This window comes from Erythrobacter sp. GH1-10 (genome assembly GCF_045363165.1).
Lineage (GTDB): Bacteria > Pseudomonadota > Alphaproteobacteria > Sphingomonadales > Sphingomonadaceae > Erythrobacter.
Genome location: NZ_JBJFLP010000002.1, coordinates 20,677 through 44,555 on the forward strand (window position 1 = coordinate 20,677; position 23,879 = coordinate 44,555).

The following is a 23,879-nucleotide window of genomic DNA, read 5'->3' on the forward strand; positions in this document are numbered from 1 at the left end:
ATGCGACCGGAACGGAGTGATCGCGAGTTCAGCAAGATCAAGAAGCGCGGCATTCGCAACAAGTTTGTCGCGATTTTCGCGGTGATGAGCGCAGCCTTCGTTGCGACCTAGCCAGCTAACGACCGAGACTGGGGCGCTTTGCAGACCAGAAATCTTGGGCCGGAAGCGGTCGGTCCGCTTTCGGCCGGGGTCTCTCAAGAGCCGCCTGATGACGCGCCTTCCAACTTGCCTCCAGCTAGGATTAGAGCTGGCCGGTCAACTTGTACACCTGAGTGATCGAGCATTGGCCCTAAGCCAAGCATTCGCCTTCGTTCTAGCCCCTCAACCAATTGGTGGACCACTGGGGGCGCGGCATACAATCTTGCGAGCAAGTTTTTCGCAAGCCTGACCCATCAGCGTACTCCTCCCATGGATAGGGTTTCCTATAGTCAACTTTCATTTTGCCTAAAATCGAAGGCCTGCCTGCAGTCTCGGAGGAGGCCTAGTCTTTTGAGGCGAGGCTCGATAGCCCGCCAGTCGTTCCCCATGACGCGGTTGACTTGCGCCAGATGTGAGGCGACCGATTTGGTTGCGGTTGTATGCTGTTCTTCCGCCTGACCCGACTGCCATTTCGCGTTCAAGTATCGGACTGCCCGATAGGTGAGCCCGTCAATTCCCATCCGGTCGACTGCCTGCTTATCGGTGTCTTGGGCCAACCGTCGTAAAACAGAATAGCAAAGAATGTTGTCAAAATAGTCCAGCGAAATAGCTTCGTCTTGCTCGAAGGTCTTTAGTTTGAGCGCTCCATGCTCTCCTGTAATCTCAACCCAGGCCTCCAACGTTGCTTCGAGATCTTTTGACCGAGCCTTCCTGCAAAGTGCTTTGCTTGCCAGGCCGTCGCGATGGACGATGCAGTTACGTACTGACTGATAGTAGTCGAAAACTGGTAGACTAAAGGCAATGGCCGAAGTGTCGAACCCTTGCCTTTCGTAGATCATCTCTACTGAAGCCCGGGGGCTATCTAGATCATCATCTATGTTCTCAAGTGGCGGTAGCCGCACATCCGATCGAGAATCAATCAGGCTAGCTGCGCTAAGCAATTCAGCATCGACGTCTACCAAGTACTTATCGAATGAGGAGAAGCTCTTGGCAATCCCCAGACTCGCAATCTCTGCATAGGCATTGTGGGCTATATCCTCTGTAAATTGTGGCTCGGTGCCCCATTTTTCCGATATCGATGCGACCCTATTCCAAAGCACACTCGCTGGCGTCCCGTTCCCGATCTCATCTTTGAGGATCGCGAGACCTACACTTGCAACCTTCGATAGATTTCCAAACGCCTCATGTGATCTGATGAAATGCCGCAATGAGTTCGTATTTGCGAGCGAAAGGTTCAAGTCTGCCACTGAGAGAAACTCCGGAAAATTTTGGGATCCAGCCACGGTGCATGTGCAGCTTCATTTAGGCAGCATTGCTTCTGGTCACAAAACAAAGCCGCAGACCGTCCAAGGTCTAACTAGGAATTGCGTGACAATGCGAGAGTTCTAGTCGATGCCGGTCGCTCTTCGTCGCACCAAATGAGCTGCACGCCGTCCGGCTCTCTGTAGAGCAGCGAATTTTGAGTTAGGCGCCTTCGATAGTGTCGTTAGGAACGCTTCGGCTTATGCGCTCAGCAATCGAGCTCGTCCACGCCGGTCGACTACTTCGCGAATCTCTCTCTTCACAAGCTTGGGCAGGTCGAATGCTTCCCATTCCTCACTCGCTAGGAATTCAAGAGCTTGTTTTTCGTCGAGGTCTTCTCTTGATAAAAACTCATTCACCTCGATTGCGCTTGTTCGGGACAGGCCAAGGCCGAGGAACGATAGCAAGGTGGAGGTGTTGACACCAAACTCGAGGTATAGGTCAAAGGGCAGATCCGACGGGAAGTCGGACACACGCCCGAGCTGATCATAGTGAAACCGCAGAAGGTCCAGGTAGGCCGACAGATATTTGGGAGCCTTAAAGCGCGCAAACTCTTCGACAAAACGCATCGTATTACGAATGATCTTGGCGTAGTTGACGTCTTCGGTCTTTTCTCTTTCCCGCTGGATTGCACCGCTTATCATCATACCGAGCTTCTTGCCCCTGATCCAATCACGCGTTGTATATGCGGCCGCCCATTGTAGCGCCTCGCCTTGGAAGACAGGAGCCAAGGTGCTGTCGATTATGGCAAACACCGATTTGAGACCTTCCACGATGTCCTCATCGCCTGGATAGGGGGGCAGCAGATAATCAAGTGGGCCTTCGTGGCGTTCGAAGGTGTTGAGAAGCGCTTGCATAGAAAGCGCGGTGATCCCGGGATGGGCATTTACTATCGCCTCAGGCACGACAATTTCGCTCAACGATGCGCTGAGAGCTGAATCCAACGCTTCGATTTGGTCATTTGCTGCGCGCAAGACCGAGGGTGCATTGGAAATGGTCTTGTTGCGGGTAAACCACGCCATCAGATAGGCTGAAACAGGTTCGAGGCGCTCGTCGAACTGGGCTCCTTTCGATCTGGAGCGATCAGTTATGTAGGCAGCAAGGTCTTCTGGTTCGCTTAGCACAACGTCTGTTTCTCTGGCGATCGGGTATGCAGTCTTCTCCGGCACACCGTGTGGCCAAGCTTGCTCTACGTGCGGGTCGACGCACACGATGTTGCCATGGAAATCGGCTCCCCAGCGGCCAGCGCGCCCGGCAAGATTCCAAAAATCCTGCGGCGTCATGTGTTTGCCTTTGCCCTTGGTGGGGCCCCGCATAACGATTGTCCGACAAGCGAGATTAACACCCTCGACCAACGTGGAGGTGCAAACCAGAAAACGAATTTTGCCAATCCTGAACAGTCGTTCAATCTCATTGCGCAGGATCGTCGGCATGTTCCCATAGTGGAAGGCGACACCGCCCTTGACCAGTTTCACCAGCAAATATCGGCTATGAATTGCGCTCTGGCAGAAGTCTGAAAGGTCCTGAAGGTCCTCGTCGATCGGATCGTCAGGCAACTCATCCATCGCAAGAAGACCGTCATAGATTTGTTGGGCAACCTTCTCTGCATCGGCAGCACCGTTCGCATAGACCAAGGTGCCATTTTCATGTCGTCCCAATGCTAGTGCCACATATGACAGACGCTTCGCATTGTTAGCCGGTCGCTCATGTAGCCTGATCGTGCCTACCAACTCGTCACTATCGCGATCTTCAAAGAGTGATAGCGTCCATTCTTGGGGTTTTCGATAGACCTGCCTAGCCAGAACAAGGTTCTGGGTGACGGTCGGGGTAGTTCCGGGCACTACTGATTTGGATGCAAATTCTGGCGCGTCATCGAGGAGAATTTCTGGATTCTTGGCATGCGGTGTCAGAAAGACAAATCGGCAGCTCTCATTTGCCCTAACTGTTCGCTCGATCGCATCTTGCAGAATAACCCCTCGACTTCCATCATTCAGCTTCTGTGCTTCATCGACAATTTCGATGTCGATCGCCGGGGGCTCATCGAAAGCATTCAAGAACAGGTGCAGCCGCTCTTGCGTGAAGACCAAAATCGTGGGGACAGTGCGGTCGCCGAGCTGTTTGATGGGCAAGGAGGCTATCCTTAGGTCAGTAAGTGCAAACCCTTGGGCCAACTCCAGAAGTTGCTTTTCGATTTCGCCGACCAGTGACCGGGTCGGTGCGAGGAAGACACCCAAGCGACATCTCTCCTCCTCAACTTCACGAAGAAACCAATTGAGGACAAGATAAGTCTTGCCAGCCGCTGTGGGCGCGGTGGCCGATGTCCATTCTGCATCGTTGAGGTTCGACCAAAAATCGAACTGAAACTCACTGCCATTGATCGCGGTCTTATGATTGACCGCTATGGTCGTCTCCAACTCTCGCCTCGTCTTCAGAAGGAGTTCGGCTACCCCCAGACGAGATTGCAGGCCCTGGTGGATCAGACTTCGATCAACGGCCAAATCGACCGTGCGTCGGTTTGACAACTGCGATAGCACCACCGCACCTGCATCGCGGATCAGAGCTGTTGGCCCGTATACTAAGGCTGCCTGCGCAATCATAAGCGCAATCTCTTGTTCCGACCGCGCATCGCTTTCAGCCAGGATGCTCGAGGCCAGTAGCAGTCTTGCCCAAGCTGGCGAGTACGAGCCTGGCCCGTCTGAGTCCAAAGGCGGGGCGATGACATCGGGACCAAAACAACGTCGGGCGCTCCAGCGCCTAAGTGCAGCGATCTCGTGAACGATACCCTCGTTTGACAAGAGCCATGTGCTTAGCTCGGACGTTTTCATTTTTCGCCCCGCAGCATTTTCAGGAATGTCTCGCGGAACTCTTCAACCGACCGGAGCGGCACACAGATGAAATGGACATCAAAGTTCGACAGACCTTCCTTTTCGATCCGTTTACCGACGTGATTCTGCCACTTTGGGACTTCCTTCAAAAGCGCGGTTTCGATCTCTTCCCATACCCCTGACTTTCCCTCCGCCGGAAATTTGTCGAAATCGAAACCGACCAATGCGAAGCCGCAAAGTCGCAACTTTTTGGCGTCCGAATGGTCCGGATTGAAGAAACGTTTCAGCGCTCTGACCGCGGTTGGATCGGTAAGATCAGCGTATTCGTTGATTAGAAAGATATCGCGTGCGTTGCTGGCATCGTCGCCGAATTCTTCCCTTAAGAATGGGCCGAGCGAACTCAGACAATCGGTAATGGCAGAGGTAGGATTGTCATATAATTTAGACTCTCCCCAATAGACATTCAGAAACCCCTCATCATCCGCGGAAGCATAGACCCCGTCCGCGCCGTGATAGTGCATTGAAGTCGACGTCTTCAGGCTCATCTTGCAGAGTATCTGAGAGAGTCCGAAAACGGCTTCAGCGAGAGCAAAGAGAAGGAACTCACCTCCTTCGCCAGTTTTTTCGAGCTCGGTAAAGGCGTTGCGTGCCTCCGTTTGCAGCTTGACGACAGCAGCAGTTGAGCCGGTCTCGTTCATTTCCTTCTGTGCGGCTTCAATCCGCTTTCTGGGGATTGCATAGTCAATGACACGGTCCATCAGAAACCGAGCCAATGGTTTTGGCTTCATTCGTCCATGCGCATCGAGTGACGGAGCATAGCAGTGGACCTTTGTTTTGGTCCCGTTGATTAGAAGATCCGCATCGAAGACCTGCAGGTGAGCGTCTGTGATTTTTGCCCCGCCGCGAACAGCCTTAAGCAGTCGCTCTTGAAAACCCGGATCAAAGTCCGTGCTTTCACTATCCGCTGGCGGTCTTGTAGATGCGGCAGAATCCATAGTGAAGTTCAATCAAGACTCTCAAAATTTCGCAACGGGTTATTTCGACTTGTTCCCGAAAGAGCCATCCCCGACAGCTCAATTGTTTCAAGTCGATAAACCTTAAGAAGCTCAGCACTAGAAAGATTAGAGGAAGGTATGACCGAAGATGCAGCAGGCCGAGACGAGTATTATGTCATCCCTGAAGAAGCGCTCTCCTATCTTCCTCGCGAGTGGCGCGAGCAGCTTCAGACAATGGCTGACGATGGTCGCGCCATTCTAAAGTCGGTCGATAGTGAGTTATCACAACTTTCACGGCTAACGATCGCATCCGTAAATCTCGTCACGCTGAAGCATATCAAGGAACGGCTGACCGAGTACCGATTTGCACCGACGATGGAGGCGATCTTCGAAAATGAGATGCTGGTTACCGCCTTTGTCGTAACCTACGCCAGATTGCAGCAAGGCGGCGTAGGTAGCGGTTTTGCAAGAGGCGCACTGCCTGAACACCTTCGCAGTTTTCACGACGAGATTTTGGAACTGAGGAACAAACGGTTCGCCCACAACGCAGGACATCACACCATCAAAGAAGCGATGGAGATCAACTTCCGAGATGGACGGTTCGAGGTTCAACTCGGATCTGAAGTCCGGATACAGATAGGCGGCGCTCCCGAATGGCAAGAGCTTGTAGACTTTCTCGACGGTCTAGTTGCCGACCGTATGGACAGAGTCATTGCTAAGCTCACCGAGAAGACCGGCTCTGATTGGTCGCTGCCGAAAGGGCCGGCACCTGAAGAGATTGAACGATCCGAATAGTGTCACATGACAGTATTGAGCGGGCGCCTCACTGCAGCATAGATTAGCGGCAGCTATTGGACGCGTGCTAGTCGATCTCTCGAGCCCGACTTTGGGGCGCAAAGCGGTCATACGGACCAGTTGCAGTCTGGCTTACAGAACACTGAGAATTTGAGGGCGAAATTGTGAGACTCAGTCCACTTGGACGCAGAGTCTCTGACTGCAACTGAAATATCTGGGCCAGCAATAAGGCGCAGAACCGCGCCATTCCGCCGATCGCATCCCGCGAGACTGCATTGCAGTCTGAAGATCGGGACTGTGTGGTGCGGTCGAGAAGACTCGAACTTCCACGGGCGTTAGCCCACAACGACCTCAACGTTGCGCGTCTACCAGTTCCGCCACGACCGCACTCGGGAGATTCGGGCCGCAAACCATGTGCCGCCCTCGGTAGGAGCGCGCCACTAGCAAGGGGCGTGGCGCGGTGCAAGAGCTTTGACGAACCGAGTGCACCCTCGGCGCTTAACTGGGCGACCACCCGATCTCGACCACTCTTGCCGCAGGCGGTATGTCGGCGATGGCTTCGGTGACATTGAGCGCTTCGCCGGGATCCAGTTCGCGCTTTGCCGGGACGATCACCCAATTGGCGACCTGGCGTTCGCGTTCGTCGCGGAAGACGACCAGCAGACTCGGGACCGACACGGTTTCGCGGCCCGAATTCGTGATCGTACCGCGCACCCGGAAAATCTCCTCGCCGGTGTCGAGCGTTTCCGGGCGCTGCTGCCCGGGAGGAAAATCGAGCGTGAGGTCGGGCTTGCCGATGCCGAAGGTCGGACGCTGGAATGGCGCCCAGTCGGGCATGCCGTAATAGTTGACCGCGAATACGGTCCCGGTGGCCAGCAGGGCGAAAGCCGCTGCGGCGAGGGTCCACATCTTGAGCGGATTGCGGCGTGCGCGAAACGGCGGGACGTAATCGAACTGCGAAGGCTCGTCGTCGTAATCCTCGTATTCGCGCTCCTGGATAGCGCCTTCGTCTTCGAAGGGATCGGCTTCGGGATCGAACGACCCCGGTTCGGACTCCGCCTGTTCGGCGGCGACGGGTTCTTCGGCAACGGGTGGCGGTGCAGGAGGAGGCGCAGGAGCGGGTTCTTCGCTTTCCGTCTCCGCTGGGGGCTTGTTCATGCCCTGGCGCAGGGCCCGCGCGGCCAGTCCGCTTGCAGCCGGTGCCTCTTCGCCGACCGCCTCCTGCCTGTCTCCGGTCTGCCAGTGGCTGACCGAGGGCCCGGCAGCGGGATCGGCAGGCTCATCGGTTCGCGGTGCGGGTGCCGGAGCGGGCGCAGGCGGTGCCGCCGGTGTGGAGGCTGGCTGTACCGCGGAATCATCCGCCGTCTGCGTCAGGTCGAGCGGTGGTGGATCCTGAAACCAGCTGTGCTTGCACTTGGCGCAGCGCACCGTACGACCATCGGTGCCGATCGCGGCATCCGGCACGACATAGCGGGTCGAGCAAGCGGGGCAGGATATGATCATCGCTTCTGTGGCATTATAGCAGGTGGTTGGCGGCACAAGGGGAACGGCTTCCGATAGGCGCAAATCGCCGCTTTTTTCCACATTGCATCGCCTCTGTGGGGCTTACTCCCATGATACGCTTCCCCCATTGGAAGGTCGCTGATAAGTCCGCGCGATGAGCGAACGCCCGAGTGAAATCGTCAAATTCGACAATGTCGGGCTGCGCTATGGCACCGATCCGGAGGTGCTGAGCGATCTCAGTTTCACGCTCTACCCCGGCAGCTTCTATTTTCTCACCGGAGCGAGCGGTGCGGGAAAGACCAGCCTGCTGAAGCTGCTCTACCTCGCCCAGCGCCCTTCGCGCGGGGCAATCCGCATGTTCGGCAAGGACATGATCACCCTGCCGCGCGATCGCCTGCCCGGTTTTCGCCGCAGGCTCGGTGTGGTGTTCCAGAATTTCCGGCTGGTCCAGCACCTTTCCGCTTTCGACAATGTCGCGCTGCCGCTGCGGCTTGCGGGCACCGATGAGGCCAAAGTGATCAAGGCGGTTTCGGATATGCTCGACTGGGTGGGCCTGTCGCATCGCGCGCAGGCGATACCGGCGACGATGTCGGGGGGCGAGCAGCAACGCGTTGCGATCGCCCGCGCGGTGATTGCCCGCCCGCAGATGCTGATCGCCGACGAGCCGACCGGTAACGTCGATCCCGATATGGCGCTGAAGCTGCTGCGGCTGTTCGAGGCGCTCAACAATCGCGTCGGCACCACAGTCGTGGTTGCGACCCACGACGTTCACCTGCTCAAGAAAGTCCCGGATTCTCTGATCATGCGGCTCCACAAGGGAAGGCTGTCCGATCCCACCGGAGCGCTCCGCTTCCCTCCGCGCCCGGAACCGGGCCGGAAAGGGTTGCCATGAGCAGCGCGCCTCCGCTTCCCGAACAATCGGCTGACGAAAGTGTCAGGACGCCCGGGCCACCCAAAGAACGCCCCATGCGCGGCGGGCTTGCCGCGCGGTTGCTGCCGCAGACCCGCTTCGGCGGGCCGATCCCGTGGGTGATCGCGATCCTGATCGCCCTCGTCGTGGTCGCTGCAGCGGGCGGTCTCGCGCTCGGCAACCTTGCCGAGAACGCTCGCTCGGACCTCTCCGACGCAGTGACGGTGCAGATCGTCGAAGCCAATGCCGAGCGCCGCGCCGAAATTGCGACCACCGTTGCGAACACGCTGATGACGCAGCCGTCGGTTACCTCGGTCAGGGTGGTGCCCGAAGACGAACTGGTCGCCCTGCTCGAACCTTGGCTGGGCACCGGCGCGACGAGCGACGAGATCCCGATCCCGGCGCTCGTCGATGTCGAACTGGCCCGCAGCGTCTCGTCGGAAGACGTGGCGCAATTGCAGGCCGTGCTCGACGAGACGGTGCCCAATGCAAGAGTGGATGCGCAATCGGACTGGCTGCAGCCGGTCTACGATGCGCTGGCCGCGTTGCAGTATCTTGCGCTCGGCCTGATCGCGCTGGTCGCTTTCGCAACGGCAGCGGCGGTCTGGCTCGCGGCGCGCAATGCCTTCACCAACCATCGTGAGACGGTCGAGGTGATCCACCTGCTCGGCGGCACGGATGCGCAGGTGACGCGGATATTCCAGCGCTCGGTCCTGCGCGAAGCGACCTTCGGCAGCATCATCGGCTTGCTTCTCGGCGTGGCGGCGGTGTGGCTGCTCGGCCAGCAGTTTGCCGCGCTGGGCAGCGGCATGATCGGCGGTGGCGGGCTAGGCTGGAGCGATTGGGCGATCATCGGTCTCATTCCCGCCGCAGGCGTGCTGCTCGCGCTCGTCACCGGGCGGATCACCATCCGTCTCGCGCTGAGGTCGATGCTATGAGCGGCGCCAAGACCTTTCGCCGGGCGATTTCCGCCGTCGTGCTTGTCTGGGCGCTCGGTTTCCTGTGGTTCGCAGTCGCGCTGCCGCAGCCTGCGGACGAGGGCCTACTGACCGAAGCGGTCGTCGTCCCGACCGGAGGCGAGGGGCGTATCTCGCAGGGCCTTGCGGTTCTCGACGAGGGTCTCGCCGAGCGCATGATGGTCAGCGGCGTCGATCGCGAAGTGAAGCCCGCCGAATTCGCGGCGCAGTTCGATGTCGACGAAGCGACGCTCGAGTGCTGCATCACGCTGGGTTTCGCTGCCGTCGATACCCGCAGCAATGCCGCCGAAATCGCCCAGTGGGTCGAAGACAACGGGGTGAAGTCGCTGCGGCTGGTGACGACCGATTGGCACATGCGCCGCGCCGCAAGCGAGTTATCGCGCACTCTTCCGGACGATGTGTCGGTGATCCGCGATGCGGTCCCGTCTTCTCCCAGCTTCCCCGCTCTGTTCCTCGAATACCACAAGCTGCTGGCAAGCTGGACGGCCGGGCTGGTCGGCTTCTAAAGAGCAAGCCGTGGCGATCCTGCGCAGTCTCTTGTTCTATCCCGTCTTTTACGGGTTCTCCGCTTTGCTTGTGGTGGCATCGGTGCTGGCGGTGCCGTTCGGGCGCAAGTGGCTCCGCCACGTGGTGGCGACATGGGGTGTGTGGCACTTGTGGTGCGTCACCCACCTGCTCGGGATTACGGTCGAGCAAGAAGGCGAGATACCCGACGAGCCGGTGCTGATCGCGATCAAGCATGAAAGCTTCTTCGAAGCGATCGACATGTCGCGGCTGTTCTCCTTCCCGACCGTGTTCGCCAAGAAAGAGCTGTTCGCGATCCCGGGCTGGGGCTTTTCGGCGCGGGTCTACGGGCTCATTCCGGTGGCGCGCGATGGCGGCGCGCGGGCGCTGCGGGAGATGCTCCGGATCGCCCGGGAACGGATCTCGGAAGAGCGTCCGCTGATCATTTTCCCCGAAGGAACCCGCGTGCCTCATGGCGAAGAGCCACGGCTGCAATCGGGCTTCGCCGGGATCTACAAGCTGCTCGGCCTGCCGGTTGTGCCGGTCGCGGTCAATTCCGGGCCGCTGTATCACCGGACATGGAAGCGCGCGGGCACGATTACCTACAAGGTCGGCGAGACGATCCCGGCGGGTCTGCCGCGCGAAGAGATCGAGAGCCGCGTGCATGCGGCTATCAACGCGCTGAACTAATGATCCCGCCCGAAGTCGGGTCGCTCGTCGTCCTGACCTTCTTCGATCACCTGGCGGCGGATCGCACGGGTGCGGGTGAAGAGGTCGTGCAGCGTGTCCCCATCGCCCGAGCGGATCGCGCGTTGCAGCGCGGTCAGATCCTCGGTGAAGCGCCCGAGCATTTCGAGCACCGCGGATTTGTTGTTGAGGAACACGTCGCGCCACATCACCGGATCGGAAGCGGCGATGCGGGTGAAATCGCGAAAGCCGCCCGCGGAATACTTGATGACTTCGCTGCGCGTTACGTCTTCGAGATCGCTTGCCGTGCCGACGATGGTGTAGGCGATGAGGTGGGGGATATGGCTCGTCACCGCGAGCACGAGATCGTGGTGCTCGGCATCCATGATCTCGACCCGCGCTCCGAGCGCAGCCCAGAATCCGGAAACGGCTTCAATCGCGTCCTGGTCCGCATCCTTCGGGGGTGTGAGGATGCACCAGCGATTGGTGAAGAGTGATGCGAAGCCGGCTTCCGGCCCGCTCTGTTCGGTCCCGGCGACGGGGTGTGCCGGGATGATCGCACGGCCGGGCAGAGCTTCGGCGAGCATTTCGGACACGCTCTGCTTCGACGAACCGACATCGCTGACGATGGCGCCTTCGGGCAGCGCCTCGGCGATCGCAGCCGCAGCCTCCCCCATCGCTCCGACCGGGACGCACAGGATCACGAGATCGGCCTCGCGCACCGCATCGGCGGGAGTGTCGCACACGGTGCCGACAAGCCCGCGCTCACCGGCGACGTCGCGCACATTGGGATTGGCGTCGAAGCCGGTGGTGGCAATGCCCGGTGCTCGCTCGCGCAGGGCTAGGCCGATCGATCCGCCGAGCAGGCCGAGCCCGATGATGGCAACGTTCCGGATCATGCCGTTTCCCCGCATAGTGTGCGCAGCGTCGCGATCACGCGGTCCATGTCCTCGCTGTGGCCGATGGTGATGCGCAGGCAATGTTCGAGGCCCGGCTCCGGTAAGTGACGCACCGCGTAACCCGCCTCGGCCAGCGCGGAGAGCGCAGCCTCGGCGGTCACTTCACCGTTGAATTCGACCAGCAGGAAATTGGCTTCGCTCGGCACGGCGGAAAGGCCGTGGTTTCCCAGCGCGGTCACCGCCTCGGTCAGGCGAGCGCGCTCGGCGGCGTTGTGCGAGCGGCTGCGCGCGACGAATTCCTGGTCGCTCAACGCACCCAGAGCCGCCATCTGGCCGCTCACGGTGACGTTGAAAGGCCCCCTGATGCGGTTGAGCACGTCGATCAGGCCCGGCGCGCCGGTGGCCCAGCCGACCCGCTCGGCAGCTAAGCCGTAAATCTTCGAGAAGGTGCGGGTGACCAGCACGTTGTCATGCGCGGCGGCAAGTTCGAACCCGATGTCGCTCCCGCCCTTTGGAAGGTATTCGGCATAGGCTTCGTCGATCACCAGCAGGACGTCTGCGGGCAGGCCTGCATGCAGCCGACGCAATTCGGCATCATCGATCCACGTGCCGGTGGGGTTGTTGGGATTTGCGAGATAGACCACCCGCGTCGCGTCGGTCACCGCGCCGAGCAGCGCATCTACGTCGGCGGTGAAATCGGTGTCGGGCGCCTCGACCGGTGTCGCCCCGCATCGCCGGGCGGCGATATCGTAGACCGCGAAGGAATGGCGCGAGAACAGCACTTCGTCCCCGGGCCCGGCAAAGCCCTGCGCGGCGAGGTTGAGCAATTCGTCCGACCCGGTGCCGCAAACGATCCGCTCCGCATCGAGCTCGTGGACCGCCGCGATCTTCGCGCGCAAGGCATGCGCACCCGGATCGGGATAGATCGCGGCCTGCCCGCGGGCCTTTTCGAGCACGCCGAGCGCGGCGGGGCTGGTCCCGAGCGGATTCTCGTTCGCCGACAGCTTGACCAGTGCACGGCCATCGCTCGCGGTCGACTTGCCGGGGGTGTAGGCGTGGATGCCGAGGATCCAGGGCTTTGGCCGGGGAGAGGAATTCGGGGGCGTGGTCATAGCGGCGCGGCGATAACCGCTTCGCGCGCGCAAGAACAGTGCAATTGACACTTGTCGGGCAGTCGCCCAATTCGCTTCGCCAATGAACGCCGCCTCGCCTTCGAAGGTCCACGCCATCCCCGAAGACCTCCCGCTCGACAGCGGGCAGGCGCTTGCAGGTGCGCAGATCGCTTACGAAACCTATGGCGATCTGGCCGCGGACAAGTCGAACGCGATCCTGATCTGTCACGCGCTGACGGGCGACCAGTATGTCGCGAGCGAGCATCCGATCACCGGTAAGCCCGGCTGGTGGGAGAGGATGGTCGGCCCCGGCAAGCCGATCGATACCGATCGCTACCACGTCATCTGCGCCAACGTGATCGGCAGCTGTATGGGCTCGACCGGCCCGGCGAGCGAGGCGGCGGACGGAAAGCCCTATGCCATGCGCTTTCCGGTCATCACCATCCGCGACATGGTGCGCGGGCTTGTGGCACTGCTCGACGGTCTCGGTATCGGCCGGCTGCATGCCGTGGTTGGCGGGAGCATGGGCGGGATGCAGGCGCTGAGCCTTGCCGCCAACTGGCCCGAGCGTGCGGCGCGGGTGCTGGTGATCGCCTCGACCGCCCGGCATTCGGCGCAGAACATCGCATTCCACGAGGTTGGTCGGCAGGCGATCATGGCCGATCCCGCGTGGGCCGATGGCGACTATTACGCCAACGACGCGCGACCCGATAACGGCCTCGCCGTGGCGCGGATGGCGGCGCACATCACCTATCTTTCCGAAGAAGGGCTGACCGAGAAGTTCGGGCGGCGGTTGCAGGATCGCGACGCCAAGAGCTTCGGCTTCGATGCCGATTTCCAGGTCGAAAGCTACCTGCGCTACCAGGGAAGCGGCTTCACCCAGCGGTTCGACGCCAACAGCTACCTCTACATCACCCGCGCGATGGATTATTTCGACCTTGCCGAAGAGCATGGGGGCAAGCTCGCCGATGCCTTCGAAGGTTCCGCCGCACGCTTCTGTCTCGTCAGCTTCGACACCGACTGGCTTTACCCGACGGCTGAGAGCCGCCACATCGTTCATGCGCTCAATGCAGCCGGAGCCAAGGTCAGCTTCGTCGAGCTTTCCGCCCCGGCGGGACACGACAGCTTCCTGCTGCCGCACGAGCAGCTTGACCGGGTGGTGAAGGGATTCATCGAATGAGCCCGACCTCATCGTCCCTTCGCCCGGACCTCGCCGCCATCGCCGCGCATGTCGAACCGGAAACACGGGTCCTCGATATCGGCTGCGGAGACGGCGCTTTGCTGGCCGAGCTTGAAGCCTCGAGCGGGGTCGATGCGCGGGGGATGGAACTCGATGCCGCGCTGGTCGAGAAATGCGTCGCGCGCGGCCTTTCGGTGGTGCAGGGCGATGCCAACGCCGATCTCGCCGACTATCCGGACAAGGCGTTCGACTACGCGATCCTGAGCCAGACGCTCCAGACCGCGACGCGGCCGGACCTGATGCTCGACGAGCTGCTGCGGGTCGGACGCAAGGCGTTCGTGTCATTCCCGAACTTCGCCCACTGGCGCACGCGCGCCGCGCTGATGTTCGGCGGGCGGATGCCGGTGACGCGCGCGCTGCCGGTGACGTGGTACGAGACCGAAAACATCCACCACGTCACGATCGACGATTTCCGCGAACTCGCCGGTGCCAAAGGCGCGACAATCGAGCGCGAGTGGTTCTTCTCGGGCGAAAAGCAAATCGGCGCACCAGGGGCAAACTGGCGCGCCGAATTCGCGGTGTTCGAACTGAGCCGGTGATCAGCCGGGGCGGTGAATGCCGCAGATCTTGTGGCCGTCCGGATCGGTGAAATAGCACAGGTGCATCACGCCCATCGGGCTCTCGCGCGGTCCGGGCGGGTCTTCGATGCTGGTTGCGCCATTGGCGATCGCGACGTCGTGCAGTTCCTTTACCTGCTCGGGCGAATCGCATTTGAAGCCGATGGTCGATCCGTTCGCGGCGGTGGCCGGCTCGTCATTGATCGGCTCGCTCACCGAAAAGGTGTCGCCATTGTGGTTATAGAACAGCCGGGTGTGGCCGCTTGCGCTGACATTGACGAAAGGCTCGCCTGCGCCGAGCACGCCCAGCACCGCATTGTAGAACGCCTTGGACCGCTCGATGTCGTTGCTGCCGATCATTACGTGATTGAGCATGGAATGAAGGTCTCCTCTCTTGAACGCCCGCAGGCCTAAGCCAGTGCCAAGCGCCCCGCAAGCGAATCCGGTAGTGCGTGGTTCACCTCGCGCGTGCTAGGCGGCGCGGCATGATTACGACCCTGTTATCCGCCGCGCTGCTCGCGGTTTCCGCCGAGGCTCCTGCTCCCGCGCTTTCGCAGGAGAGCAAGGCGCTGCTGCGCTGCTCGGCAGCCTTTGCCATCGTTTCGCATGGGCAGTCCGTCGGCAATGAGGCGGCGCTCAAATGGCCCAGGCTGGACACGCGCGGACGCGAGTTCTTCGTGCGCTCGCTGGCGCAGCTCATGGACGAGACAGGGCTCGACCGCGACGGGATTAGCGCGCTTGTCAGCACCGAGGCGCAGGGTCTTTGGGACCGCCAGGAGGTCGACAAGGTCATGCCCTCATGCCTGGTCATGCTCGAAGCATCGGGGGTCTGATAATTCTGCCGGATATGCTGCCAAGGGCATGGATTCACGGCGCGACTTCGGGCAATGGTTAATGCGCAATGTGGCAGCTCTATCAATTCCCTCTTTGTCCCTTCAGCCGGAAAATTCGCCTGCTCATGGGCGAAAAGGGCGTCGCCTATGAGCTCGTGCGCGAGGATCCGTGGGCCGCGTCGGATCATTTCTTCAACCTCAATCCCGCTGGCCGAACGCCGGTGCTGGTCAACGAGGAGAAGAAGGTCGTGCTCGCCGACAGCCGGGCAATCGCGGAATATTTCGAGGAGACGGTCGACAAGGCGCCGATGATCAACGGCACGGCGACGGGCCGCGCCGAGATCCGCCGGCTGGTCGCGCTGTTCGACGAGAATTTCTACAACGATGTCACCGCGCCGCTTCTATCGGAACGCATGAAGAAACGCATCGTGCTGCGCCAGCCGCCCGACAGCCGCGCGTTGCGCGAGGCGATGAAGATGGCGCACGGGCATCTCGATTACATGGACTGGCTGATCGACAACCGTCCGTGGCTCGCAGGCTCGACGATGAGCATGGCCGACCTCGCCGCCGCCGCGCAGATCAGTGTTGCCGATTACCTCGGCGGGATCGACTGGACCGGGCACGAACAGACGCGCGGCTGGTATGCGGTGTTCAAGAGCCGCCCGAGCTTCCGCCCGCTGCTGACCGAGCGGATGGACGTGATCAAGCCGCCCGCGCATTATGCGCTGGTGGATGGGTGAGTCTTTTTCCGCACGCCATCCGGCGTGCGATGTCCTCGCTCCCTTCAGTCGCTGCGGGCGGCCGGTCGGCCTTGCGGATCGCCCCTGGCGATCCGATATCAGCGGCAACCGAGAGGATTCGCGATGACCGATGACCCCAAAGCCCTCACCGATGCCGAATGGCGCGCAAAGCTTTCGCCCGAGCAATATCATGTCTTGCGCGAAGCGGGGACCGAGCGCGCCTTCACCGGCGCGTACGACAAGCATTTCGACGAAGGCGAATATGTCTGCGCCGGGTGCGGCACGGTTCTGTTCGAGAGCGATGCGAAGTACAATAGCGGCTGCGGCTGGCCGGCCTTCACCAAGCCCGCGCAGGACGAAACGGTCGAGGAACGCCGCGATGTTTCGCACGGCATGATCCGCACCGAAGTGCTGTGCGCCAAGTGCGGCGGGCATCTGGGTCACGTCTTCCCCGACGGTCCGCCCGAGGCAGGCGGGATGCGTTATTGCATCAACTCCGCCGCGCTCGATTTCGCCAAGGACGACTGACAGTGCTTGCGGTCGATCGTCCCGCCGTTCGACCGCTTCAGGGAAATCCCGCCGGACAAACCGTCCCTCCGGTGTTCACGCAGGGTTACAACTTGCCTATGCAGGGCAAATACATGGCCAACAATTGCGCGGACGCATAGCCAAACATGTCTAGACGGGGTGACCGATTGCAGAACAAGGGCAAGCGCGGGTCGCGGCGGGCTGCGGCCGAGCGCGCTGCGTCGCGATCGGGTTCGGGCAAGCGCAAGAGCAAGAGCAAGAAAACGTCCAGTGCGACGAGCACCGGAGGAGGTTCGCTGGTCTGGCGCTGGACCAAGCGGCTGGCCCTGTGGGGCGGAGCCGCGGCGCTGCTCGGCGCGATCTTCCTGACATTTGCGGTCGGTTTCGCTGCACGTTCGATACCCAGCTTTTACCAGCTGAAAGCGACGCAGAACGCGCAGACCATCCTCGTGCGCGCGCGCGACGGGACCGAGATCGTCGAACTCGGTCCGAGTTTCGGCGTGTGGCTCGATTACGACGAGATCCCCGAGAACATGAAGAACGCGATGATCGCGGTCGAAGACAAGCGGTTCCGTTCGCATTACGGCGTCGATCCGATCCGCACGACCGGAGCGATCGTCGAAGGGTTCACCGGATCGCGCGAGCGCGTGGGCGGCACCTCCACGATCTCGCAGCAGCTGGCGCGCAACATCTTTCTCAACACCAACCGCACGTTCGACCGCAAGGCGCGCGAGGCGGTGTTGGCGATGGCGCTCGAATGGAAATTCTCCAAGGAGCAGATCCTCGAGCTTTACCTGAACAAGGTCTATTTCGGCGGCGGTGCCTATGGAATCGACAGCGCAAGCCGGAAATTCTTCAGCCATCCGGCCAAGGAACTGAGCGTGGCCGAGGCAGCGATCATCGCCGGTCTGGTGAAGGCGCCGAGCCGCTATTCCCCCACAGCCGACGTCCAGGCCGCGGTCGACCGCGCGCAGGTGGTGCTGCGGCTGATGAAGGAGCAGGGATACATCAGCGCCCAGCAGGCATCGGTCGATGTCGATGCAGTCCAGCTGAAGGAGCAGGCCGGGCAGAATTCGGTGCGCTATTTCACCGACTGGGCGCTGCCGCAGCTCGACCTGCTTCTGCCCGAAACCTTCGCCCCGATCGAAGTCTGGACGACGATCGATGTCGGGATGCAGCGGGCAGCGACGGCGGCGATCGATTCCAACACGCCCGACGGTTCGCAGGGAGCGCTGGTCAGTCTCGATCGTGACGGAGCGATCCTCGCGCTCGTCGGGGGGACCGACTATGTCGAAACCAATTTCAACCGCGCGACCAATGCGATGCGTCAGCCGGGCTCTTCGTGGAAGCTGTTCGTATATCTCGCCGCGCTCGAGGCCGGGTACACGCCCGATGACCGTGTGGTCGATACGCCGGTGACGATCGACGGCTGGAGCCCGCGCAATTCGAACGGACGCAATCTCGGCGAGACCGACCTTCGCACCGCCTTCGCCTATTCGGTCAACACCGTCGCTGCACAGCTCGGCAACGAGGTCGGCTTCGGCACGGTTGCCTCGATGGCGCGGCGGTTTGGAATCACCACGCCGGTGTCGACCTTCCCTTCGATGGTGCTCGGCTCCTCCGAAGTGCGGCTGATAGACATGACGCGAGCCTTCGCCGCGATTTCGGCCAAGGGGGTTGCGGTCGAACCCTATGGCATCACCAAGGTCACCACCGCCGGCGGCGAGCTGCTCTACGAACGGGAAAGGCCGCGCGAGACCTCGCTGGTTCCGGACTATGTCGTCGCCGGGATGACCGACATGCTGCAGACGGCGGTCCAGACCGGCACAGGGCGCGCCGCGCAGATCGGGCGTCCGGTCGCGGGCAAGACCGGCACGACGAGTTCGAACAAGGATGGCTGGTTCGTCGGCTTCTCTTCGGGGATCACCACCGGCGTGTGGATGGGGCGCGACGATGCCAAGGCGGTGCCGGGACTTCAGGGCGGACGCGCGCCGGCACGGGCTTTTGCCGCCTATATGCGCTACGCGGTCAAGGACCGCGCGGTCGAGCAATTCGATACCGAATTGAACCTGCCCGAATGGCAGCTCGAGCCCGACGAGGAATATCTCTACGGCGATCCCGACGATTACTACTTCATCGACGAAGACGGGAACCTGATCGAGCCCGGACGCCGCGATCCGTCCGAAAACCCCTTCGACATCGAGGGCGAACGGCCGCAGGATGGCCGGACTGCTCCACCCGCAGACGAGCCTCCCCCCGCGGCGAGCGAGGACTTCCTCGAACGTGCGACCGGCGGAGAGCTGCCGGGCAATTCGGGCGGCTCGGCACAGGCGCCGCCGCGCACGCCGCAGCCACCATCACCGGTGCGGGTTATCCGACCGGAAAACACACGGTCGCCGAACCAGACGGCACCACCGGGCCAATAGGGAAAGATCACGCTACGAAAAAGGGCGCTGCGATCCGTGTCGCAGCGCCCCTTTTATTGCAGTCAGGCGGCAGCTTGGCCGCTGAATGGTTCAGCGCAGACGCACCGGCAGGAAGCGCGGCGGCTGGCCGTTGCGTAGGACGCGAAGCAGCATCGCTTCGCGATTTTCCTGTTCGGCCTCTGTGATTGCCGCTCTCAATTCTTCGATCGAAGCAATCGGCTCGTAATTCGCCGACAGGATAATGTCGCGGCGGCGAAGACCTTTGCGTCCGGCATCCGAATTCGGATCAACCGCAGTGACGGCCAGGCCGACAGTGCCCTCGTCCGCGCCCAGCTGGCGCGCGATCACCGGAGTGACTTCCACAACTGACAAGCCAAGCTTCTCCTCGATGAAGCCGTCGGTCTCCGGCGGCGTCATCGTGTCTTCTTCGTCATCATCGCCGAAGACCTGCTGTTCGCGCAGCTCTTCTTCGGTGGGCCGCTTGCCCAGCGTTGCCGTGACCGTCAGGCGCTCACCGTCGCGCAGCACTTCGATGGGGACGCGCGCGCCCGGCTCGAGATTGGCCACGAGGTACGAAACCGTCTGCTCCGACGTCACTTCGCGGCCGTTCACGCGGGTCACGATGTCGCCGGCGCGCAGACCGGCGCTGTCGGCGGCGCTGCCGTCCTGCACGTTCTGGATGATTTCGCCGCGATTGCGCGGCAGACCGAGCGAGTCGGCAAAATCGTCGGTCATCGGATTGAGGCCGACGCCGAGGAAGCCGCGCTCGATTTCGAGGCCGTCCTTGAGCTGATCGACGATCGGCGCGGCAATCTCGCTCGGGATTGCAAAGCCGATGCCGACGCTGCCGCCCGAAGGCGAGAAAATCGCATTATTGATGCCGATCACATTGCCCTGCATGTCGAACAGCGGACCACCCGAGTTGCCGCGGTTGATGCTGGCATCGGTCTGGATATAGCGGTCGTAAGCGCCGCCCTGGCCGGTGTTGCGGTAGACCGCCGAAACGATTCCGCTGGTTACCGTGCCGCCGAGGCCGAAGGGGTTGCCGATCGCGACCACCCATTCGCCGACGCGGGTCTTGCTCGAATCGCCGAACTTCACGAACGGGAAGCTGCGGTTGGCATTGATCTTCAGCACCGCGAGGTCGGACTGTGCATCCGCTCCGACCAGTTCGGCTTCGTATTCGGTCCCGTCGGGCATGGTGACGGTGATTTCCTCAAGCGTCGCGCGGTTGTTCGGCGACACGACGTGGTTGTTGGTCACAACGAACCCGTCGGCGGAAATGATGAATCCGCTACCGAGCGACTGCGCTTCGCGGGTTTGCGGCTGCGCGGGCTGGCCGCGGCGGCGGTTGAACAGGTCTGCAAACGGTGTGCCGGCAAACGGATTGCGGTTCACTTCGACCCGCTGGCGGGTGGCGATATTGACCACCGCGGGCTGCAATTGTTCGGTCAGGTCGGCAAAGCTCGCCGGAGCGCCGGCGCGCGGCACGACATTGCTCATCACGCTGTCGTCGTTCTGCGCGACCTGGGCGCCCGCGGGGTGGCCGGTCATCAGCGATACGGCTGCGCCTCCCACCAGAAGCGCGCTCGTCAGTCCATAAACATAACGCACGTTGTTCACGTCCTCTTATTCCTCTTCCAGTGACGGAAACGGGCAAGACAGTCTGCCCGTTCCTCGATCAGGCTTTCATACAAACTACGCCGCCACATTGAGCGCAGACGCACTTAACCGCGATTGAACACGGTTGTAGTCGGTAGCGCCGCATCGACGGTTCGTCGGACAACCCGACGGCGAGCGGCGTCAACGCCGTCCGCGGAACTGGCGCAGATACTCGTTATCGGGCGACAGGATGATCGAGCTCTCGCCGCGTCCCTCGCCGCGGGCAAAGCTTTGTTCGTAGCTCTGCATGGCGCGGTAGAAATCGTAGAAACTCTCGTCCTTGCCGAAAGCTTCTGCAAAAATCCGTGCGGCTTCCGCATCTGCTTCGGCGCGGATGATGCGTGCATCACGTGTACCCTGTGCACGTATCGTACGCGCTTCGCGTTCGCGGTCTGATTCCATCCGCTGGAAAGCGGATTCAAGCGGGCGGCCTTCGGGAAGGTCGGTGCGCTTGATCTGCACGTCGATCACTTCGGCGCCATACTGCCGTGCTTCGCGGTCGAGATTGGCGCGGACATTGGCGAGCGCATTGCCGCGCTCTGCGGTCAGCATCGCTGCGAAAGTCCTGCGACCAAGCTCCTGGCGCAGCGCCGAGTTGAGGATCGGCTCGAGCGCGACGCGCACGCCGTCGGTTGTGCCCGCACGCTCGACCATGCGGATCGGATCGACGATGCGGAAACGCGCGTACGCGTTCACGAGCAGGCGCTGCTGATCGTTCGAAAGCACTTCCTCATCGGTCATTTCGAGATCGAGCACGCGCTTTTCGATCGTTCGCACCGATTCGAAGAGGGGAACGCGAAAATATAGCCCAGCCTCGGTCGAACCATTGGGTGTATTCACGACGCGCACCGGTTCACCGGTGCGGATCACCACGGCCTGCTCTTCCTCGTTCACTACATAGGCGCTCATGAAGAAGGCGATCACTGCGATCGCGACGGCGATGATCGCCCAGCGATAATTGTTCCAGACGTTTTCCATGATTACTGGCCTTGCGTATTCTGTGTCGGCTGCGCGGTGATTGGCGCGGGCTGGGTCGCGCGGCGGCGCAATTCAGGGAGCGGCAGGTAGGGCGTCACATTGTCCGCTTCGACCACGGTCTTGTCGGTCTGCGCAAGCACGCGCTCCATCGTTTCGTAGTAAAGGCGTTGCCGCGTGACTTCGGGCGCGAGGCGGTACTGCTCGTAGACCTTGTCGAAGGCCTCGGCCTCACCTTCGGCTCCGGCGATGGTCTGTTGGGCATAGCCGCGCGACTGGTTGCGCGCCCGGTCGGCGTCCTGTTCGGCCACCGATACGTCGCGGAAGGCATCGACCACACTGCTCGGCGGGTCGGCCTTTTCGATTTCGACACCGACAACCTGGATACCCGAGCGATAGGCGTCGAGCGTTTCCTGCATGCGTTCGCGCACGCGCTGCTGGATTTCGGCACGGCCCGCACCGGTGAAGGTTTCATCGAGCGTCTTTTCGGCGACCGAAGCGCGCATCGCCGCTTCGGCTACCTCGTTGACCGTTTCGATCGGTTCGGCGAGCTGGAAATTGAAATCGGCAAGATCCTTGATCCGCCAGCGGACGATATAGCTGAGATCGACGAGGTTCTGGTCCCCGGTCAGGATCAGCTTGTCTCGCTCGCCGCTGGTGGGAATGTTGACGGCGCGCACACCCTCCACGTCCTCGATATCGACCGTTTCGATCGGATACGGGAAAGTGATGTGCAGGCCCGAATCGAGCGTCCGGTGATAATTGCCGAGCCGCTTTACAACGGCCTGTTCTTTCGGCTGGACCAGGTGCGTGCTCGAAAGGAACACCGCCAGCACCGCAATGCTGACGATAATGACCGGGAGCCAGCTCTTGCCGCCGGGACGTTCCGGCAAGCGGAAACCCGAACCTCCGCCACCACCGCGGCGCGGACCTTCGGGGCCACGGCTCTTGAAAATATCCTCGATGCTGGCCGAGCGGCGCTTGCCGCTGCCCGAGCCACCGCCGGGGAGCCAAGGATTGCGCGGGCCATCCGACTTGTCGTCGCCGTCCCCGGACTTGTCGCCCGAAGGCGAATCGTCGCCGTCATCGCCGCCACTTCCCGGATTGCCCCAGGGGTTTTTCTTTCCAGCCATGGCGAGGCCTTCTCCACCGCGGGAGCTTCCGGCCATTCCCAGGCTCTGTCTGAACCGATCAAAAATCTGCATAACTCCCTTATAGGAACGCATTCCGGCGAAAAACAGGGGTTCCGGATGCGAATTTGATGTTAGAGGCTCCGGGCAATGACCAAGGGTGAAACCCCAGACGCGATCGAAGCCCGTTTGCGCGCCGCCATGCCCGACAGGATCGAGCGGCGTGTACAGTCCGTCAGGCTGGTCGATGGCCGCGCAATCATTGTCGCCAATGCCGGCGATTTGCGTCCCGAAGAGCGGGAAGTGCTTGAAGCCGCATACAAACAGGCGCTCTCGGCTGTTGAGGGCGTCGACGATGTGCGGATCGCGCTCACCGCCGATCGCAAGCGTCGCCAAATCGTCGCGATCGGGTCGGGCAAGGGCGGGGTCGGCAAATCGACCCTGACCACGAATGTCGCGGTCGCGCTGGCGAAGCTGGGCCACAAGGTCGGAGTTATCGACGGCGACATCTACGGGCCTTCCCAGCCCAAGCTGCTGGGGACCGAACAGGGCAAGCCCGAAGCGAAAGGCGAAACGCTGATCCCGCTCGAAAGCCGCTTTGGAGTCAAGGTGCTCTCGATGGGCCATCTCGCGCCCGCCGGGCGTGCGCTTGCGTGGCGCGGCCCCATGGCGGGCAAGGCTCTCACCCAGCTGGTCGAGGCCGATTGGGCCGACACCGACCTGCTGCTGATCGACCTGCCGCCGGGAACGGGTGACGTGCAGCTTTCGATGATGCAACAGCACAAGCCCGATGGCGCGGTGCTGGTTTCCACACCGCAGGACCTCGCGCTGATCGATGCGGCGCGCGCGGGCCAGTTGTTCGAACAGGGCGAAGTGCCGATCATCGGACTGGTCGAGAACATGGCTGGTTATGCCTGTCCGCACTGCGGCGAAATCAGCGACCCGTTCGGGACCGGCGGGGTGGAGAAGTTCGCGGCCGCGCTCGAGATTCCGTTCCTCGGACGCGTGCCGCTGCGTCTCGACATCCGCGAGGCTGGCGATGCAGGCAACCCGCCTGCCGCTTCGGACGGCGAGAGCGCGGCGCCCTTTACCGCTATTGCCGAGCGCATCGCGGAATGGCTCGCGGGCGAGGGCCGCTAGA

General features: G+C 61.5%; 22 protein-coding genes and 1 tRNA gene. 12 read left to right on the forward strand and 11 right to left on the reverse strand.

Annotated elements, in window-relative coordinates; all coding sequences use genetic code 11:
* Positions 1–428 precede the first annotated feature (428 nt).
* From ACI5KX_RS14155 to ACI5KX_RS14165, 3 genes are all read right to left on the reverse strand, one after another.
* Entirely contained in the window at positions 429–1,385 is a 957-nt protein-coding gene (locus tag ACI5KX_RS14155; RefSeq protein WP_406811400.1) for a hypothetical protein, read from the reverse strand.
* Positions 1,386–1,640: 255 nt separating this feature from the next.
* The gene (locus ACI5KX_RS14160; protein ID WP_406811401.1) at positions 1,641–4,265 is read right to left on the reverse strand and encodes a DEAD/DEAH box helicase; all 2,625 of its coding nucleotides are present in this window, start codon (positions 4,263–4,265) and stop codon (positions 1,641–1,643) included.
* Positions 4,262–5,260: a DUF1837 domain-containing protein gene (locus tag ACI5KX_RS14165; RefSeq protein ID WP_406811402.1), complete on the reverse strand. Its 999-nt coding sequence runs from the start codon at positions 5,258–5,260 to the stop codon at positions 4,262–4,264. The genes ACI5KX_RS14160 and ACI5KX_RS14165 overlap by 4 nt, the downstream gene beginning before the upstream one ends.
* 138 nt (positions 5,261–5,398) lie before the next feature.
* Between ACI5KX_RS14165 and ACI5KX_RS14170 the strand changes: the two genes are divergently transcribed.
* Positions 5,399–6,055 (forward strand): hypothetical protein, encoded by a 657-nt coding sequence (locus ACI5KX_RS14170; RefSeq protein ID WP_406811403.1) that lies wholly within the window; start codon positions 5,399–5,401, stop codon positions 6,053–6,055.
* A gap of 300 nt (positions 6,056–6,355) precedes the next feature.
* On the opposite strand, the gene ACI5KX_RS14175 is transcribed toward ACI5KX_RS14170, so the two are convergent.
* A tRNA-Leu gene (locus ACI5KX_RS14175) sits at positions 6,356–6,442 on the reverse strand.
* A 111-nt stretch (positions 6,443–6,553) separates the two neighbouring features.
* On the reverse strand, positions 6,554–7,558 hold the full coding sequence (locus ACI5KX_RS14180; protein WP_406811404.1) for a zinc-ribbon domain-containing protein: 1,005 nt from the start codon (positions 7,556–7,558) through the stop codon (positions 6,554–6,556).
* A gap of 154 nt (positions 7,559–7,712) precedes the next feature.
* Here ACI5KX_RS14180 and ftsE point away from each other — a divergent pair, with 154 nt between their 5' ends.
* The 4 genes from ftsE to ACI5KX_RS14200 are packed head-to-tail and all read left to right on the forward strand — an operon-like array spanning position 7,713 to position 10,639.
* Positions 7,713–8,450 carry a cell division ATP-binding protein FtsE gene (ftsE, locus tag ACI5KX_RS14185; protein ID WP_406811405.1) on the forward strand — a complete coding sequence of 246 codons (738 nt, stop codon included), beginning with the start codon at positions 7,713–7,715 and terminating at the stop codon, positions 8,448–8,450.
* Positions 8,447–9,406: a cell division protein FtsX gene (locus tag ACI5KX_RS14190; protein WP_406811406.1), complete on the forward strand. Its 960-nt coding sequence runs from the start codon at positions 8,447–8,449 to the stop codon at positions 9,404–9,406. Before ftsE ends, ACI5KX_RS14190 begins: the two co-directional genes overlap by 4 nt.
* Positions 9,403–9,951, forward strand: a complete 549-nt coding sequence (locus ACI5KX_RS14195) for a YdcF family protein (RefSeq protein ID WP_406811407.1) — start codon at positions 9,403–9,405, stop codon at positions 9,949–9,951. Before ACI5KX_RS14190 ends, ACI5KX_RS14195 begins: the two co-directional genes overlap by 4 nt.
* 10 nt (positions 9,952–9,961) lie before the next feature.
* Positions 9,962–10,639: a lysophospholipid acyltransferase family protein gene (locus ACI5KX_RS14200; RefSeq protein WP_406811408.1), complete on the forward strand. Its 678-nt coding sequence runs from the start codon at positions 9,962–9,964 to the stop codon at positions 10,637–10,639.
* Here the strand turns inward: ACI5KX_RS14200 and ACI5KX_RS14205 are convergent.
* Together ACI5KX_RS14205 and hisC are read right to left on the reverse strand one after the other, a co-directional pair.
* On the reverse strand, positions 10,636–11,535 hold the full coding sequence (locus ACI5KX_RS14205) for a prephenate/arogenate dehydrogenase family protein (RefSeq protein WP_406811409.1): 900 nt from the start codon (positions 11,533–11,535) through the stop codon (positions 10,636–10,638). The genes ACI5KX_RS14200 and ACI5KX_RS14205 overlap by 4 nt on opposite strands.
* Positions 11,532–12,647 (reverse strand): histidinol-phosphate transaminase, encoded by a 1,116-nt coding sequence (gene hisC / locus ACI5KX_RS14210; RefSeq protein ID WP_406811410.1) that lies wholly within the window; start codon positions 12,645–12,647, stop codon positions 11,532–11,534. Before hisC ends, ACI5KX_RS14205 begins: the two co-directional genes overlap by 4 nt.
* An 82-nt stretch (positions 12,648–12,729) precedes the next feature.
* Between hisC and ACI5KX_RS14215 the strand changes: the two genes are divergently transcribed.
* Positions 12,730–13,827 (forward strand): homoserine O-acetyltransferase, encoded by a 1,098-nt coding sequence (locus tag ACI5KX_RS14215; protein WP_406811411.1) that lies wholly within the window; start codon positions 12,730–12,732, stop codon positions 13,825–13,827.
* Positions 13,824–14,426 carry a methionine biosynthesis protein MetW gene (gene metW, locus ACI5KX_RS14220; protein WP_406811412.1) on the forward strand — a complete coding sequence of 201 codons (603 nt, stop codon included), beginning with the start codon at positions 13,824–13,826 and terminating at the stop codon, positions 14,424–14,426. Before ACI5KX_RS14215 ends, metW begins: the two co-directional genes overlap by 4 nt.
* Here metW and ACI5KX_RS14225 read toward each other — a convergent pair whose 3' ends face one another.
* The gene (locus ACI5KX_RS14225; protein WP_406811413.1) at positions 14,427–14,819 is read right to left on the reverse strand and encodes a VOC family protein; all 393 of its coding nucleotides are present in this window, start codon (positions 14,817–14,819) and stop codon (positions 14,427–14,429) included.
* Between the two features lie 110 nt (positions 14,820–14,929).
* Here ACI5KX_RS14225 and ACI5KX_RS14230 point away from each other — a divergent pair, with 110 nt between their 5' ends.
* The 4 genes from ACI5KX_RS14230 (at position 14,930) to ACI5KX_RS14245 (ending at position 18,971) form a co-directional block, all read left to right on the forward strand.
* On the forward strand, positions 14,930–15,277 hold the full coding sequence (locus tag ACI5KX_RS14230; protein WP_406811414.1) for a hypothetical protein: 348 nt from the start codon (positions 14,930–14,932) through the stop codon (positions 15,275–15,277).
* A 68-nt stretch (positions 15,278–15,345) separates the two neighbouring features.
* Positions 15,346–16,017 carry a glutathione S-transferase family protein gene (locus ACI5KX_RS14235; RefSeq protein ID WP_406811415.1) on the forward strand — a complete coding sequence of 224 codons (672 nt, stop codon included), beginning with the start codon at positions 15,346–15,348 and terminating at the stop codon, positions 16,015–16,017.
* A 123-nt stretch (positions 16,018–16,140) separates the two neighbouring features.
* A complete protein-coding gene (gene msrB, locus ACI5KX_RS14240; RefSeq protein ID WP_406811416.1) occupies positions 16,141–16,545 on the forward strand; it encodes a peptide-methionine (R)-S-oxide reductase MsrB in 405 nt (134 codons plus the stop codon).
* A gap of 146 nt (positions 16,546–16,691) precedes the next feature.
* On the forward strand, positions 16,692–18,971 hold the full coding sequence (locus ACI5KX_RS14245; RefSeq protein WP_406811417.1) for a transglycosylase domain-containing protein: 2,280 nt from the start codon (positions 16,692–16,694) through the stop codon (positions 18,969–18,971).
* 90 nt (positions 18,972–19,061) lie between these two features.
* On the opposite strand, the gene ACI5KX_RS14250 is transcribed toward ACI5KX_RS14245, so the two are convergent.
* The 3 genes from ACI5KX_RS14250 to hflK all read right to left on the reverse strand — a co-directional run bounded on the left by ACI5KX_RS14250 (position 19,062) and on the right by hflK (position 22,741).
* Positions 19,062–20,594 carry a Do family serine endopeptidase gene (locus tag ACI5KX_RS14250; RefSeq protein ID WP_406811418.1) on the reverse strand — a complete coding sequence of 511 codons (1,533 nt, stop codon included), beginning with the start codon at positions 20,592–20,594 and terminating at the stop codon, positions 19,062–19,064.
* Positions 20,595–20,774: 180 nt separating this feature from the next.
* Positions 20,775–21,611: a protease modulator HflC gene (gene hflC / locus ACI5KX_RS14255; protein WP_406811419.1), complete on the reverse strand. Its 837-nt coding sequence runs from the start codon at positions 21,609–21,611 to the stop codon at positions 20,775–20,777.
* Between the two features lie 2 nt (positions 21,612–21,613).
* Positions 21,614–22,741 carry a protease modulator HflK gene (hflK, locus tag ACI5KX_RS14260; protein ID WP_406811420.1) on the reverse strand — a complete coding sequence of 376 codons (1,128 nt, stop codon included), beginning with the start codon at positions 22,739–22,741 and terminating at the stop codon, positions 21,614–21,616.
* Between the two features lie 147 nt (positions 22,742–22,888).
* Between hflK and ACI5KX_RS14265 the strand changes: the two genes are divergently transcribed.
* The gene (locus ACI5KX_RS14265; RefSeq protein WP_406811421.1) at positions 22,889–23,878 is read left to right on the forward strand and encodes an Mrp/NBP35 family ATP-binding protein; all 990 of its coding nucleotides are present in this window, start codon (positions 22,889–22,891) and stop codon (positions 23,876–23,878) included.
* Position 23,879 lies beyond the last annotated feature (1 nt).